At 73.3% G+C, this 14,128-nt stretch carries 13 protein-coding genes; 10 read left to right on the top strand and 3 right to left on the bottom strand.

Annotated elements, in window-relative coordinates; genetic code table 11:
- Positions 1-1,151, bottom strand: a 1,151-nt coding sequence (locus tag JWQ92_RS16815; protein WP_297345613.1) for a protein kinase, incomplete at its 3' end; no start/stop codon positions are given.
- 82 nt (positions 1,152-1,233) lie between these two features.
- Positions 1,234-1,986, bottom strand: a complete 753-nt coding sequence (locus tag JWQ92_RS16810; protein WP_297345612.1) for a LysM domain-containing protein — start codon at positions 1,984-1,986, stop codon at positions 1,234-1,236.
- 372 nt (positions 1,987-2,358) lie between these two features.
- Between JWQ92_RS16810 and JWQ92_RS16805 the strand changes: the two genes are divergently transcribed.
- Complete coding sequence (locus JWQ92_RS16805; RefSeq protein WP_297345611.1) at positions 2,359-2,700, top strand: Rv2175c family DNA-binding protein; 342 nt, start codon at positions 2,359-2,361, stop codon at positions 2,698-2,700.
- Between the two features lie 80 nt (positions 2,701-2,780).
- Here the strand turns inward: JWQ92_RS16805 and JWQ92_RS16800 are convergent, their stop codons facing one another.
- On the bottom strand, positions 2,781-3,899 hold the full coding sequence (locus tag JWQ92_RS16800) for a polyprenyl synthetase family protein (protein ID WP_297345610.1): 1,119 nt from the start codon (positions 3,897-3,899) through the stop codon (positions 2,781-2,783).
- 90 nt (positions 3,900-3,989) lie between these two features.
- Between JWQ92_RS16800 and JWQ92_RS16795 the strand changes: the two genes are divergently transcribed.
- The 9 genes from JWQ92_RS16795 (at position 3,990) to murD (ending at position 14,113) form a co-directional block, all read left to right on the top strand.
- A complete protein-coding gene (locus tag JWQ92_RS16795; protein ID WP_297345609.1) occupies positions 3,990-4,346 on the top strand; it encodes a DUF3040 domain-containing protein in 357 nt (118 codons plus the stop codon).
- A 261-nt stretch (positions 4,347-4,607) separates the two neighbouring features.
- Positions 4,608-5,039, top strand: coding sequence for a division/cell wall cluster transcriptional repressor MraZ (gene mraZ / locus JWQ92_RS16790; RefSeq protein ID WP_297345608.1), 432 nt, complete (start codon positions 4,608-4,610; stop codon positions 5,037-5,039).
- 164 nt (positions 5,040-5,203) lie between these two features.
- The gene (rsmH, locus tag JWQ92_RS16785) at positions 5,204-6,154 is read left to right on the top strand and encodes a 16S rRNA (cytosine(1402)-N(4))-methyltransferase RsmH (RefSeq protein WP_297345607.1); all 951 of its coding nucleotides are present in this window, start codon (positions 5,204-5,206) and stop codon (positions 6,152-6,154) included.
- Positions 6,155-6,214: 60 nt separating this feature from the next.
- Positions 6,215-6,667 (top strand): hypothetical protein, encoded by a 453-nt coding sequence (locus tag JWQ92_RS16780; RefSeq protein ID WP_297345606.1) that lies wholly within the window; start codon positions 6,215-6,217, stop codon positions 6,665-6,667.
- A 92-nt stretch (positions 6,668-6,759) separates the two neighbouring features.
- Positions 6,760-8,502 (top strand): penicillin-binding protein 2, encoded by a 1,743-nt coding sequence (locus tag JWQ92_RS16775; RefSeq protein ID WP_297345605.1) that lies wholly within the window; start codon positions 6,760-6,762, stop codon positions 8,500-8,502.
- A 23-nt stretch (positions 8,503-8,525) separates the two neighbouring features.
- A complete protein-coding gene (locus JWQ92_RS16770) occupies positions 8,526-10,088 on the top strand; it encodes a Mur ligase family protein (RefSeq protein WP_297345604.1) in 1,563 nt (520 codons plus the stop codon).
- 10 nt (positions 10,089-10,098) lie between these two features.
- Entirely contained in the window at positions 10,099-11,526 is a 1,428-nt protein-coding gene (gene murF / locus JWQ92_RS16765; RefSeq protein WP_297345603.1) for a UDP-N-acetylmuramoyl-tripeptide--D-alanyl-D-alanine ligase, read from the top strand.
- Complete coding sequence (mraY, locus tag JWQ92_RS16760) at positions 11,526-12,659, top strand: phospho-N-acetylmuramoyl-pentapeptide-transferase (protein WP_297345602.1); 1,134 nt, start codon at positions 11,526-11,528, stop codon at positions 12,657-12,659. The genes murF and mraY overlap by 1 nt, the downstream gene beginning before the upstream one ends.
- Positions 12,656-14,113, top strand: a complete 1,458-nt coding sequence (gene murD / locus JWQ92_RS16755) for a UDP-N-acetylmuramoyl-L-alanine--D-glutamate ligase (RefSeq protein WP_297345601.1) — start codon at positions 12,656-12,658, stop codon at positions 14,111-14,113. Before mraY ends, murD begins: the two co-directional genes overlap by 4 nt.
- The last annotated feature ends 15 nt before the right edge of the window (positions 14,114-14,128 follow it).

The following is a 14,128-nucleotide window of genomic DNA, read 5'->3' as shown; positions in this document are numbered from 1 at the left end:
GTGTCGCCGGCGAGCGCGACGGTCGGCGCGGACGCGCCGGCGTGCGTCGCCGCGCCGGCGGGTCCCGCGCCGAACCACCATCCGGCACCGGCGGCGAGCAGCCCGGCGACGAGGACCACGACGAGGGCCCACGTGCCGCGCTTCTTCGCCCTCGCCGCGGCCATCGCGAGGCGGGCCGGGGCACCGACCGGGACGGCGGCGGTGCGGGGACGGTCGCGGACCGGTCGGGGTGGGAGCGGCGCGAGCCGCGTGGTGGCGGCGGCGGGCAGCGCGGTCGTCGTCTGCGGCCCGGTGCCGGACCGGCCGTCCCGGATGAGCTGCTGCGTCTCGAAGAGCTGGTCGAGCATCGCGCGGGCGTCGCGCGGCCGCTGCTCGGGATCCCGGGCGGTGGCCCAGAGGGTGAGGTCGTCGAGCGCTCCCGGCACCTCCGGGTTCTTCAGGCCGGGCGCGGGCACGGAGTCGTTCGCGTGCTGGTACGCGATCTGCACGGGCTGCTCGCCGCGGAACGGCTGCTCGCCGACGAGCATCTCGTACATCATGATCCCGACCGCGTAGATGTCGCTGCGGGTGTCCGCGATGCCGCGGGTGACCAGCTCGGGCGAGAGGTACGCGATCGTGCCGAGCAGCGCCTGCCCGCTCGCCGTGTGGCTCGTCGCGGCGCGGGCGAGACCGAAGTCGCCGATCTTGATCCGGCCGTCGTCGGCGAGCAGCACGTTCTCGGGCTTCAGGTCGCGGTGGATGATCCCGGCCTTGTGCGCCGCCACGAGTCCCGCGAGCACCGCCTCGAGGATGTCCATCGTCTGGTCGGGGGTGAGCCGCCCGTACTCGCCGAGCAGGTCGCGCAGGGTGATCCCCTGCAGGTACTCCATGACCAGGTACGCGAGCCCGGCGTCCTGGCCCTGGTCGAAGACGTTGACGACGTTCGGATGCGCGAGTCGCGCGGCGCTGCGCGCCTCCTGGATGAACCGCTCGCGGAAGCTCGCATCGTCCGCGAGGTGCGCGTGCATGATCTTCACCGCGACCCGGCGCTCGAGGCGCAGGTCGGTCGCGAGGTACACGGTGGCCATGCCGCCACGGGCGATGCGGGCGCGCACCTGGTATCGACCGTCGAGGAGGCGGCCGACCATCGGATCGGGAGGCGCCGCGGTCACGCCCAGCAGTGTATGGAGCGGAGGGGAGAGGACCGGTCGGTCCTGCCCGGCGTGGCCGCGGATCCGTCCAGCAGCGGATCCGTCAGCGACGGGAGAGCTGCGCGGCCCAGACGCGGGCGCAGCGCTCCCACTTCGCGTAGGCGGCGGCCGTGGAGAGCCGCTGCACCGCGTGCGCGGCCTCGCCGACGCCCATGAGCTCCCAGCCGAGCGTGCCGAGCAGGCCCGCCGGGCCGCGCTCGCCGCCGCGGAAGAACGCGAGCGCGGCGCGGCGCGGGTCGAGCAGCACGGGGGCGGTGCCCCAGCCCTCGCTCGGCCGCTGCTGGAAGAGGCCGACGGCGTCGTCCTCGCCGAAGTCGAGGTTGCGCAGCGACGAGTCCTGCATCGCCGCGGCGAGCGCGATCACGAGGCCGTCCTCCGGCACATCGAGCGCGCGGGCCACGAGGGCGATCGCCTCGGCGTTGGCACGCATGTCGCCGTCGAGCGGCAGGGTGTCGCCGGTCGGGCGGCGGGCCGGGCCGGGCAGCGTGAGCTCGGTCCCCGGCATCGGCGCAGCGCCCCGGGACAGGCCGTTCGCGAGCAGGAGGGCTGCGACCCCGACCCCGTGCTCGGCGGCGACCGCCGCGAGCGTCTGGCCGGGCTTCACGCGGTGGATCCGCGCGGGCGCGGCGGGCTGCGGGGCCGTGACGGCGTGGCGGGGCGCGGCCCGCACGAGCAGCCGGTCGCCCTCGGTGACGGTGGAGCGCCAGCTCAGGCCGTTCAGCGCGATGAACGACGCGGTGCTGAGGCCGTAGCGGGCGGCGACGTCGCCGACGGTGTCGCCCGCCTCGACCGCCACCTCGAGGGTGTCGGCGTGGCGGGCGGGTCCGGAGGGCCGATCCGGTGCCGGCCCGGTCCGGCGCTCCTCCGAGCGCCTCGAGACCGGGGCCGGGACCGGCACCTGGATCGACCGGGCGCGTGACCCGAGAGAACGCAACCGGTGCTTCGGCCGTGCCGCCGCATGACGCCCCCGCGTCATCGGCTGCGCGACCACCGGTCCGTCCTCGGACAGTGTCGAGCTCATCGCCTTCCATCTCTCGTCCCTTCCCCCGAGGGGACGTGGGAGCACTGTGACAGGAGGAGCGATGCGAGTCAACGGACGTGGCCGGTGTGACAGGAGTTTACATGCCCGAAACAATCGCGGGCTCGCGGCCTTTGACATCCTTGGGGGATGAGCGGCTCCGACGATCGTGTGTGGCTGACCGTCCCCGACGTGGCCGAGCGGCTCGGCACCACGCCCACGCGGGTGCGCCGGCTGCTCGAGGACAAGCACCTGCTCGCCGCCCGCCGGGACGGCGTCCTGCGGATCCCGGAGGTCTTCCTCGCGGGCGACGAGCCCCTGCCGGAGCTGCGCGGCACCGCGATCCTGCTCGGCGACAGCGGGTTCGACGACGACGGCGCGATCGGCTGGCTGCTCGAGCACGACGACAGCCTGGGCGCCGCGCCGATCGATGCGCTCCGAGCCGGTCGCAAGGCCGAGGTGCGGCGGGTCGCTCAGGCGCTCGCGCTGTAGGGCGACACCCGGGCAGCCGGCCGGGGCCTGGTCCGCGGCCGCCCGGGACGGGCGCAGGTCGCGAGGTCCGAGCCGCCGCGCTATGCCGCCCGCACGCTCACGGAGTCGGCGAGCGTCGACAGCGCGTCTCGCGCGTCGCTCGTGAGCGGGGCGTCGTCGAGGGCGTCGAGGGCCTGCTCGACGTTCACGGTGATCATCCGCTCGACCTCGTCGATGGCACCGGAGGCCCGGATGGTCTCCTGCAGCATCTGCACCTGGTCGCCGTCGAGATCGGGGTCGCCGAGCAGCTCGTCCAGCGTGCGCTTCACCGACGGCGGCAGGGTCTGCCTGGTCAGGGCGATCAGCACCGTGCGCTTGCCCTCCACCAGGTCGTCGCCGGCGGGCTTGCCCGTGAGCTCGCTGTCGCCGAAGACGCCGAGGAGGTCGTCGCGCAGCTGGAAGGCGATGCCGAGCGGCAGCCCGAAGTCGCGCAGCGCGGCCAGCTGCGCCATGCTCGCGCCGCCGAGGCTCGCGCCGATCGCGAGCGGCGCCTCGATCGAGTACTTCGCCGACTTGTAGACGATCACGCGCTCCGCGACGTCGAGCGCCCGGTCGTCCGGCACGGCCGGCCACGCGGCCTCCGCGACGATGTCGAGGTACTGGCCCGCCGTCACGTCGGTGCGCATCCGGTTGAACTCGACCCGCGCCGCCCGCGCGTCGTCGCGGTCGCGGAGCAGGTCGATCGAGTCGGCGAACAGCTCGTCGCTCCAGACGAGCAGGAGATCGCCGAGCAGCAGCCCTGACGACATCCCGAAGCGCGTCGCGTCGCCGACCCAGTTGCGATCGCGGTGCTCGCGCTCGAAGAGGCGGTGCGCCGCGGGCATGCCGCGGCGGGTGTCGGAGGCGTCGATGAGGTCGTCGTGGACGAGGGCCGCGGCGTGGAAGAGCTCGAGCGCGGCGGCCACGCCGATGACCGCGGGGAGGTCCTTGCGGCCCGTGTCGCCGAACGGATCCTCGACCCCGTCGAAGCCCTGGACGGCCTGCCAACCCCAGTAGCAGAACCGCGCGCGGTACCGCTTGCCGAATCTCAGAAAGTCCCGCGAAAAGCGCTCGAACGGCGCGGTGTCGTCCGCGATCGAAGCGAGAATCGGACTGCGCCCGTCGAGGAACTCGTCGATCCGCGACTGCACGAGATCCACGAGCCTGGCACCGGCGCTCATACGCCTAGCCTAGCCATGGGGCCCGTGGGTACACTCGCCCCAGCCGAGGGTCGAGTAGCCGAAGCACCATTCGGGAGAAGAGGGATCCGGATGCCACTTTCCGAGCAGGAGCAGCGACTTCTCGACGAGATGGAGCGCAGCCTCTACCACGGGGACGCGGACTTCGTCGCGGCCGTCGGCCGTGTCCGCACCGGGGTGAACTACACCGCCGTGATCGGCGGGATCCTGCTCGCCGTCGCGGGCGTCGGGGTGCTGCTCGGCGGCGTCCTCCTCCATGCCTGGCCCGTCGGCGTGCTGGGCTTCGTCGCCATGTTCGCCGGGGTGCTGCTCGCGATCGGCGCGCCGCGCCGCCGCGCCCCCTTCGCCGGCGCCCCGCACGGCACCCGCCGTCGCGGCAGCATGATGGACCGCCTCGCCGCGCGCTGGGAGCGCCGCCGCCAGGCCTGACCTCCACAGTCCTCCCCGAAGCCCCGCCGACCGACAGGTCGAGCGGGGCTTCGTCGTTCTCCGGGCCCGGATCGGCGTCCTCCACCGTGCTGCTCGCCGCGGATTCCTCGCGCCCGCGAAGGCTTCTGTCCCCAGAGAGGAAGGCTTCTGTCCCCAGAGAGGGGGAGAAGGGGCGTCCAGAGGTCCCCGGCGGTAGGCGAGTGGAGCGCTGTGGAGTAATGTGGGGCCCAAGACCAGCACCGCGTGAGGGGGTGGGGTGCCGTGTTCCTCGGTACCTACGCGCCCAGACTCGACGAGAAGGGGCGGATCATCCTGCCGGCCAAGGTCGCGGACGACCTCGCCGACGGCGTGGTCCTCACCCGCGGGCAGGAGCGCTGCATCTACGTGTTCAGCGCGGCGGAGTTCGCCACGATGCACGAGCGCATCCGCCAGGCCCCCGTCACGAGCCGCGATGCGCGCAACTACCTGCGCGTGTTCCTGTCCGGCGCCCACGACGAGACGCCCGACAAGCAGCGCCGCGTCACGATCCCGCCCGCTCTCCGCGCCTACGCCGGCCTCGAACGCGACCTCGCCGTCCTCGGCGTCGGCGACCGCGTCGAGATCTGGGACGCCACCGCCTGGGAGCGCTACCTCGCCGAGCACGAGGACGAGTTCGCCGACACCGCGGGGGAGGTGGTCCCCGGGATCCTCTAGGCCCGCGCCGCTCGACTCCCAGCCGTGATCCGAGCCCCTGACACTCTTCCCCGATGGCAGGTGCTCGAGCACTCGTCCCGCCCTGACACACTTCCCCTGTGGCAGGACGGGAACACGGATGGGGATCCGGCGGCACGGACCCGAGTGGAGCGGGGCAGACGCCCATGAGCACCGCCCTCCACGTCCCGGTCCTCCTCGAGCCCGTGCTCGAGCTGCTCGCCCCCGCGCTCGACCACGACGGCGCCGTCGCCGTCGATGCGACGCTCGGCCTCGGCGGCCACACCGGGGCGCTCCTCGACCGCTTCCCGGGCCTGACGGTCGTCGGCGTCGACCGCGACCCCACCGCCCTCGACCTCGCCGGTGAGCGCCTCGCCGCGTTCGGACCGCGCTTCCGCCCCGTCCACGCCGTCTACGACCGCATCCCCGATGTGCTCGACGAGCTGGGCATCCGGTTCGTCGACGGCGTGCTCTTCGACCTCGGTGTCTCCTCGATGCAGCTCGACCGCGACGACCGCGGCTTCAGCTACGCCCGTGACACCGCGCTCGACATGCGGATGGATCCCGACGAGCCCCGCACCGCGGCCGATGTGCTCGCCACCTTCTCCGAGGGCGAGCTGACGCGCATCTTCCGCGTCTACGGCGAGGAGCGGCTCGCCGCCCGGTACGCCCGCGCGATCGTCGCCGCCCGTGCCGCCACCCCGCTCACCCGCTCCGCCGAGCTGGTCGCCGTGCTCGACGCCGCGACGCCCGCCGCGCTCCGTTCTGCGGGGCATCCGGCGAAGCGGGTCTTCCAGGCCCTGCGGATCGAGGTGAACCGCGAGCTCGAGGTCCTGGAGCGTGCGGTGCCCGCCGCGCTGGACGTGCTGGCAATCCACGGTCGGATCGTCGTGCTGTCCTACCATTCGCTCGAGGACCGCATCGTCAAGCGGGCGATCACCGCCCGCACGGTCTCGACCGCCCCACGGGGACTCCCGGTCGAGCCGGAGGAGACGGCACCCACCTTCCGCATGCTGACCCGGGGAGCACCCGGGGCGGCGCCTGCGGAGGTCGAGAGGAATCCGCGAGCCGCATCCGTGCGGCTCCGGTCGGCGACACGCGTTCGGGGGAACGCGTGACCGCCGGAACACCCGCCGTGCTGCACGGCGGTCGAGTACCGAACAGTTGGGGGACTGTTGATGAGCTCTGCATTCGCGATCGACCCTGTCCGCAGGCCGACGGCGCCGCTGGCGCCGGAACGGCTCGCACCGGCCGCTGACCCGGTCGTCCTTCCGAGGCCGGCGGTCCGCCCGCGGGTCCTCGCCGCGTCGCTGATCATCGCCGGCGTCGGCTGCGTGCTCGCCACGCAGCTCGTGCTCTCGATCGGGACCGCCGACGGGGCGTTCCGGCTGCAGGCGCTGCAGGACCGCTCCGTCGAGCTCGCTCGCGAGCAGGTCGTCCGCACGGAGCAGCTGCAGACGCTGGCCGCGCCGCAGCACCTCGCCGCGCGGGCCGCCGCGCTCGGGATGGTGCCGCAGGACGTGCCCGCCTACCTCACCCGCACGGGCCGCGTGCTCGGCGCGCAGTCCGTGGCCGGCGCGTCCGACACGGCGTCGACGGGCGACGTGCCGGACGCGCTCCTGACGCACTGACGGCACGCCGCCCCCGGCTCCCGGGGGCGGCCCGCTCGTCGCGTAGCGTGCCGGACGAGCCGGGGACCGTGCCCGGCTCGCGAGGGGGACGGATGCGACGCACGCGCCGCGCCGCGCGCCTCCGGCCGCTGCTCGTGCTGCTGCTCGTCGTCGTCTCCGCGGGCGCGTTCCTCACGAAGCTCGTCGATGTGCAGGTCGTGCACGCGAGTGCGCTCCGTGCGGAGTCGAAGGACCGCCGCAGCCAGCAGGTCGACGTCGCGGGCACGCGGGGCGACATCCTCGACGCCAGGGGCGTGCGGCTCGCGACGACCGTGCCCCGGTACACGGTCACCGCGTCCCCTCGGCTCGCCGCGGCCGGTGGCTCCGTCGCCGCTGCCGCCAAGCGGATCGCCGGCGCCCTCGGGGCGCAGCCCGCGACGGTGCTCCACGAGCTGCACACCGATCCGACGTCCGACTACGCGCTGATCGCGAAGTCCGTGACGCTCACCACCCTGACGCGGGTGAAGGGGCTCGACATCCCCTGGCTGTACTTCCAGGAGACGGGCAAACGCGTGTACCCGAGCGGCGCCGTCGCCGGCAACCTCGTCGGCTTCGTCGGCGCGGACGGCCGGCCGCAGGCGGGCCTCGAGTACAGCGACCAGTCCTGCCTGGCCGGCACCGACGGCGTCACGGAGTACGAGAGCGCACTCGACGGCACGGCGATCCCCGGGACCGCCGTCGCCGTGAAGGCCGCGAAGCCCGGCGGCACCCTGAAGCTGACGATCGACCGGGACCTGCAGTGGTACGCGCAGCAGGTGCTCGCGGCACGGGCGAAGCAGACCGGGGCGAAGTGGGGATCCGTGGTCGTCGAGGAGGTCGCGACCGGCAAGCTGCTCGCCGTCGCCGACTGGCCGTCCGTCGACCCGAACGACGTGAACGCGACCGCGTCCACGGACACGGCCGCTCTCGGCTCCCGTGCCTTCACCGCGCCGTTCGAGCCCGGATCCACCATGAAGAGCGTGACCGCGGCCTCGCTGCTGGACGCCGGCCTCGCGAAGCCCGGCACCGGCGTCGTCGCGCCCTACCGGCTCGTCGCCGGCGGCGCGGACGTCAACGACTCCGAGTACCACGGCGACGAGCGCCTCACCATGACCGGGGTGCTCGTGCAGTCGAGCAACACGGGCATGTCCCTGCTCGGTTCCCGGATGGCGGACGCGATGCGGTACCGGTACCTGCAGCGGTTCGGGTTCGGCACCCGCACCGCGGTGGGCTTCGGCGCCGAGGCGTCCGGCGACCTCGGTGCGGGCGCGCCGAACTGGGACCCGCAGTCGCGCCTCGCGACGATGTTCGGCCAGGGACTGACCGCGACGCCGGTGCAGATGGCGAGCGCCTACGCCACCATCGCGAACGGCGGGGTGAAGGTGCCGGTCCGCCTCGTCGACAGCTGCACGGCCGCCGACGGCACCGTCACGACGCCGGCGGCCCCGGCCGCCACCCGCGTGATCAGCGCCGCCGCCGCCCGCTCGACCGTCTCCATGCTGGAGAACGTCGCCACGAAGGGGTGGCTCGCCGCCGACGTGAAGATCCCGGGCTACCGGGTGGGGATCAAGACCGGCACCGCGCAGGAGTCCGACGGCAGCGGCTCCTACTCGAAGGGGTTCCTCGTCTCCATGGCCGGCGTCGCACCCGCCGACCATCCGAAGTACGTCGTCTACGTCGATCTGGACGCGCCTTCTAAGATGAACACGTCCCAGGCGACCGCACCCGTCTTCCGTCAGGTGATGGCTCGGGTGCTCCAGCAGCACGATGTGGTCCCGTCCGGCTCGAAGTCCCCGGACCTGCCGACCGAATGGTGACGGGACGCGACGGAAGGGATGGCGTGGGCGAGGGTTCGCTCCGGCCCGAGCATCCGGTTCCCCGGTCGCTCGCTCGGCTGGCCGAGGAGTTCGGGTTCGGGATCGCGACCGGCGACCCCGGCGAGACCGAGGTGACCGGGGTCGCGATCTCGTCGAAGGCCGTCGAGGACGGCGACCTGTACGTCGCCCTGCCGGGCGCGAAGGCCCACGGCGCCGACTACGCCGCCGAGGCGGCATCGGGCGGCGCCGTCGCGGTGCTGACCGATGCGGCGGGGCTCGAGGCGGCCCGTGCCGCCGGCGTGCCCGTGCTGGTGACGGCCGAGCCGCGGGCCGCGCTCGGCGCCGTCGCGTCGTTCGTCTACCGCACCGACCGCGACCTGCCGACGCTCTACGCCGTCACGGGGACGAACGGCAAGACGAGCGTCGTCCACCTCCTCGACGGCCTCCTCGCCCAGCTCGGCGTGCTCGCCGCGCTCACCTCGACGGCCGAACGGCGCATCGGGAACGTCCGCCTCGACTCGACCCTGACGACCCCCGAGGCGAACGACCTCCACGCGATGCTCGCGCGGATGAAGGAGGTCGGTGTGCGGGCGGCGTCCGTCGAGGTCTCCGCCCAGGCCCTCACGCGGCACCGCGTCGACGGCGTCGTGTTCGACGTCGCGGGCTTCACGAACCTCTCGCACGACCACCTCGACGACTACGAGGACCTCGAGACCTACTTCGCGGCCAAGCTGCAGCTGTTCGATCCCGACCGCGCCGCCCGCGGCGTGGTGCTCGTGGACACCGAGTGGGGGCGCCGGATCGCCGACGAGTCCCGCATCCCGATCGCGACGATCGCCCTCGGCGACGCACCGGCCGACTGGCACGTGACGATCCTGGAGGAACGGGCCGACCGCACCACCTTCGCGCTCACAGCACCAGACGGCCGGTCGATCACCACCTCGGTCCCGTTCTTCGGGGCGTACATGGCCGCGAACGCGTCCCTCGCGATCGTGATGCTCGTCGAGGGCGGCATCGACCTCGGCGAGATCGGGCACGCGACCGAGCGCGACGGCGGGATCGACGCCTTCATCCCCGGCCGGATCGAGCGGCTCTCCGGCGAGCGGGGGCCCGCCTTCTACCTCGACTACGGCCACACGCCCGACGCGTTCCTCACCACCCTGAAGGCCCTGAAGGCCGTCACACCGGGGCGCGTCGTCATGGTGTTCGGCGCCGACGGCGACCGCGACCGCACCAAGCGGCACGACATGGGGGCGATCGCCGCCCGCGAGGCCGACGCGGTGGTCATCACCGACTTCCACCCCCGCAGCGAGGACCCGGCGACCATCCGCGCCGCCCTGCTCGAGGGTGCCCGCACGGCCCGTCCGGAGGGCGAGCTGCACGAGGTGCCCGACCCGCGCGAGGCCGTCCGCCTCGCGGTCCGGCTCGCGGGCGACGGCGATTCGATCCTCTACGCTGGGCCGGGCCACGAGAACTACCGGGAGGTCGCGGGGGTGAAGTTGCCGTACTCGGCGAGGACCGACGCGCGCATCGCGCTGCAGGAGGCGGGCTGGGAGCCCGCCTTCGCCGGGATCGACGAGCGGTGACGCCGAGCCCGTGATCGCGCTTCCCCTGTCCGAGATCGCCCGCGCCGTCGACGGCACCCTCGAGCTCGGCGCCTCCGGCGCCACCCCCGGCACCGTGGTCGACGGGCCCGTCGAGACCGACAACCGCGACCTCGTGCCGGGCGGCGTCTTCGTCGCCCGCCGCGGCGAGACCACCGACGGCCACCGCTTCGGCGACGCGGCCGTCGAGGCCGGCGCCGCCCTGCTGATCGTCGAACGGGTGCTGCCGCTGCCCGTCCCGCAGGTCGTCGTCGCCGACTCGACCGAGGCCCTCGCCGCCCTCGCGGCCCACGTCGTGCGGACCGTCAAGGAGCAGGGCCGCCTCCGGATCGTCGGCGTCACCGGTTCGAACGGCAAGACGACCACCAAGAACCTGCTCAAGGAGATCTGCGGTCGCGCCGGCCGCACCGTCGCCTCGCGCGCCTCGTACAACAACGAGGTCGGCGGCCCGCTGACCATGCTCGAGCTGACGCTCGACACCGACTTCCTCGTGGCCGAGATGGGCGCGAGCCACGTCGGCGACATCGCCCGCCTCGTCGCTCTCGCGCATCCGGACGTCGGCGTCGTGCTGAAGGTCGGGCTCGCGCACGCGGGCGAGTTCGGCGGCATCGAGCGGACGGTGCAGGCGAAGTCCGAGATGGTCCGCGACCTCACGCCGGTCGACGTGGCGGTGCTGAACCGCGACGACCCACGCGTTCTGGGCATGACCGAGGTCACGAGCGCCCGGATCCTCACCTTCGGGATCGCCCCCGGCGCCGACGTGACCGCCCTCGACGTCGAGGCGAGCGCCACCGGCACGCGCTTCGAGCTCGTGCTGCCCGACGGCGAGCGCCGGCAGGTCGCCTTCGCCGTGCTCGGCGAGCACCACGTCGCGAACGCCCTCGCCGCGGCCGGAGCGGCGCATGCGCTCGCCATCGACGCGGACACGATCGTCGCCGGCCTGGAGGCCGTCACCCGCGCCGAGCGCTGGCGGATGGAGGTGCTGTCGACCGACCCCGTCATCGTCATCAACGACGCCTACAACGCCTCGCCGGACTCGATGGCCGCGGCGCTGAAGACCCTCGTGCAGATCGCACCCGGACGCACCATCGCGGTGCTCGGCGAGATGAGCGAGCTCGGCGACCTGTCGGGGGAGGAGCACGACCGCATCGGCCTGCTCGCGGTCCGCCTCGACGTGGACCAGCTCCTCGTCGTGGGCGACGGCGCCAGGCGCATCCACCTCTCCGCGATCGCGCAGGGCTCGTGGAACGGCGAGAGCCTCTACGCGCCGACGATCGAGGAGGCGGAGGCGCTGCTCGCCGCGCTGCTCGAGCCGGGCGACACCGTGCTCGTGAAGTCGTCCAACTCCGCGGGCCTGCGCCACCTCGGGGACCGCATCGGGGAGCGCTGGGCCGGATCCGCCGTCCCGGGAGCACGCTGATGCTGGCCCTGCTCGCGGGCGCGGTCGTGTCGCTCGCGTTCACGCTGTTCCTCACGCCCTTGTTCATCCGCCTCTTCCGGCGGCTGCAGTGGGGGCAGTTCATCCGGGACGACGGCCCGGTCACGCACCACGCCAAGCGGGGCACCCCGACCATGGGCGGCGTCGTGATCATCCTGGCGTCGGTGGTCGGCTACTTCGTCGGCCACCTCACCGGCGGCCTCACGCTCACTCCCTCCGGCCTCCTGGTGCTGTTCCTCATGGTCGGCCTCGGACTGGTCGGGTTCACCGACGACTTCCTGAAGACGCGCCACCAGCGCAGCCTGGGCCTCGGCGGCTGGGCGAAGATCGCCGGGCAGGTGCTCGTCGCCACCGTCTTCGCCCTGCTGTCCCTGCAGTTCCCGAAGCAGCTCGTGAAGGACCGGCCGTCGGTCACCCCGGCGTCCACCGCCGTCTCGCTGCTGCGCGACGTGCTGCCGAACGGGAGCACCCTCAACTTCGTGCTGCTGTTCGGGTCGGTCGCCGGCACGCTCGTGTTCATCGTCTGGATCTGGGCGATCGTCACCGCGACCTCGAACGGGGTCAACGTCGCGGACGGTCTCGACGGCCTCGCCACCGGCGCCTCGATCTTCGCCATCGGGTCCTACGTGGTCATGGGCTTCTGGCAGTCGAACCAGTCGTGCGGGAACTCGGACCTCCTGCCGATCAACGAGTTCAAGTGCTACGCCGTGCGGGATCCGCTCGACCTCGCCATCGTCGCCGCCTGCATCACGGGAGCGCTCATCGGCTTCCTCTGGTGGAACACCTCGCCCGCGCAGCTCTTCATGGGTGACACGGGATCGCTCGCACTGGGCGGCGCACTCGCCGCGCTCGCGGTGTTCAGCCGCACCGAGCTGCTCCTCGTCTTCACCGGCGGACTGTTCGTGATCGTCACCGGCTCGGTGATCCTGCAGCGGGCCTACTTCAAGATCACGCACGGCAAGCGGATCTTCCTGATGAGCCCGTTGCACCACCACTTCGAGCTGAAGGGGTGGGCGGAGGTGACCGTCGTGGTCCGCTTCTGGATCATCGCCGGGCTGTCGGCCGCCGCCGGGGTCGGCCTCTTCTATCTCGAATGGATCACCCGCACGTCATGAGCGCCGAGCGGATCGCCGGCCTCACGAGCTGGCACGCCGACTGGCGCGGGCTGAAGGTGGTCGTGCTCGGGGCCGGGGTCACCGGCTTCGCCGCGGCCGACACGCTCGTCGAGCTCGGCTGCGAGGTGCTCGTGGCGGCGTCCACGGCGAGCGACGAGCGCCGCGAGCTCCTCGACGTGATCGGTGCGCGGCTCGTGACCGCGGACCCGGCCGGCCAGGCGGCCGCCCTCACGGGCTTCGCTCCCGACCTCGTCGTGGTGAGCCCGGGCTACCACCCCGACGACCCTGCGCTGCTCGCCGCCGACGGGGTGCCCGTGATCGGCGACGTCGAGCTCGCATGGCGGCTCCGCGACAGGACCGGCGCCCCCGCCGCCTGGATCACGATCACCGGCACCAACGGCAAGACCACCACCACCCGCCTGACCACGGCGATGCTCGCGGCGGATGGGCGCCGAGTCGCCGCGGTCGGCAACATCGGCACGCCCGTGCTCGACGCGATCCGCGACCCCACCGGGTACGACGTCCTCGTCGTCGAGCTGTCGAGCTACCAGCTGCACTGGATGGAGCACGTCGCCCCCGTCGCGAGCGCCTGCCTCAACGTGGCCGACGACCACCTCGACTGGCACGGCTCGTTCGAGGCGTACGCCGCGGCGAAGGGCCGGGTCTACGAGCGCACCGAGACCGCCTGCGTCTACAACCTCGCCGATCCGACGACCGAGCGGCTGGTGCGCGAGGCCGACGTCGTCGAGGGGTGCCGCGCCATCGGGTTCACGCTCGGGGCGCCGTCGGTGTCCGACCTCGGCGTCGTCGACGGGGTGCTCGTCGACAGGGCCTTCCTCGACGCGCGGGCGAGCTCCGCCCTCGAGCTCACGACGGTGCAGGAGCTCGCGGTGCAGGGCCTGTCGGCACCGCACGTCGTCGAGGACGTGCTCGCGGCGGCCGCGCTCGCCCGCGCGGTCGGGGTCGCGCCGCGCACCATCCGCGACGCCCTTCGGACCTTCCGCCTCGATCCGCACCGCATCGAGCCCGTCGGTGAGATCGACGGGATCCTCTTCGTCGACGACTCGAAGGCGACCAACCCGCACGCCGCCGCCGCGTCCCTCGGGGCCTACGAGCACGTCGTCTGGGTGGCCGGCGGCCTCACCAAGGGCGTCGACGTCGCACCCCTCGTGCAGGCGGCCGCCGACCGCCTCTCGGGCGTCGTGCTCGTCGGCACGGACCGCTCGTCGTTCCTCGCGGCGCTCGAACGACACGCGCCGGGCGTCCCGGTCACCGAGGTGACGGCGGTGGAGACTGGCGAGGTGATGGCCGAGGCCGTCCGTGCGGCGCTCGACCTCGCGTCACCCGGCGACGTCGTGCTCCTCGCGCCCGCCGCCGCGTCGATGGACCAGTTCACCGACTACGGCGACCGCGGCAGGCGCTTCGCCGAGGCGGTGCGCGCGGCCGCCACCTGAGCCACGAGGGGAAGC

The organism is Amnibacterium sp. (genome assembly GCF_025463795.1).
In the GTDB taxonomy this organism is placed as follows: domain Bacteria; phylum Actinomycetota; class Actinomycetes; order Actinomycetales; family Microbacteriaceae; genus Amnibacterium.
This window is presented reverse-complemented; position numbering and strand designations above follow the sequence as displayed.

Excerpts from the sequence above, each read along its gene's own strand:
- JWQ92_RS16805 (WP_297345611.1), top strand. The coding sequence starts at position 2,359 with ATGAGCGGCTCCGACGATCGTGTGTGGCTGACCGTCCCCGACGTGGCC.
- JWQ92_RS16775 (WP_297345605.1), top strand. The coding sequence starts at position 6,760 with ATGCGACGCACGCGCCGCGCCGCGCGCCTCCGGCCGCTGCTCGTGCTG.
- rsmH (WP_297345607.1), top strand. The coding sequence starts at position 5,204 with ATGAGCACCGCCCTCCACGTCCCGGTCCTCCTCGAGCCCGTGCTCGAG.
- JWQ92_RS16800 (WP_297345610.1), bottom strand. The coding sequence starts at position 3,899 with ATGAGCGCCGGTGCCAGGCTCGTGGATCTCGTGCAGTCGCGGATCGAC.
- murD (WP_297345601.1), top strand. The coding sequence starts at position 12,656 with ATGAGCGCCGAGCGGATCGCCGGCCTCACGAGCTGGCACGCCGACTGG.
- mraY (WP_297345602.1), top strand. The coding sequence starts at position 11,526 with ATGCTGGCCCTGCTCGCGGGCGCGGTCGTGTCGCTCGCGTTCACGCTG.
- JWQ92_RS16780 (WP_297345606.1), top strand. The coding sequence starts at position 6,215 with ATGAGCTCTGCATTCGCGATCGACCCTGTCCGCAGGCCGACGGCGCCG.
- JWQ92_RS16795 (WP_297345609.1), top strand. The coding sequence starts at position 3,990 with ATGCCACTTTCCGAGCAGGAGCAGCGACTTCTCGACGAGATGGAGCGC.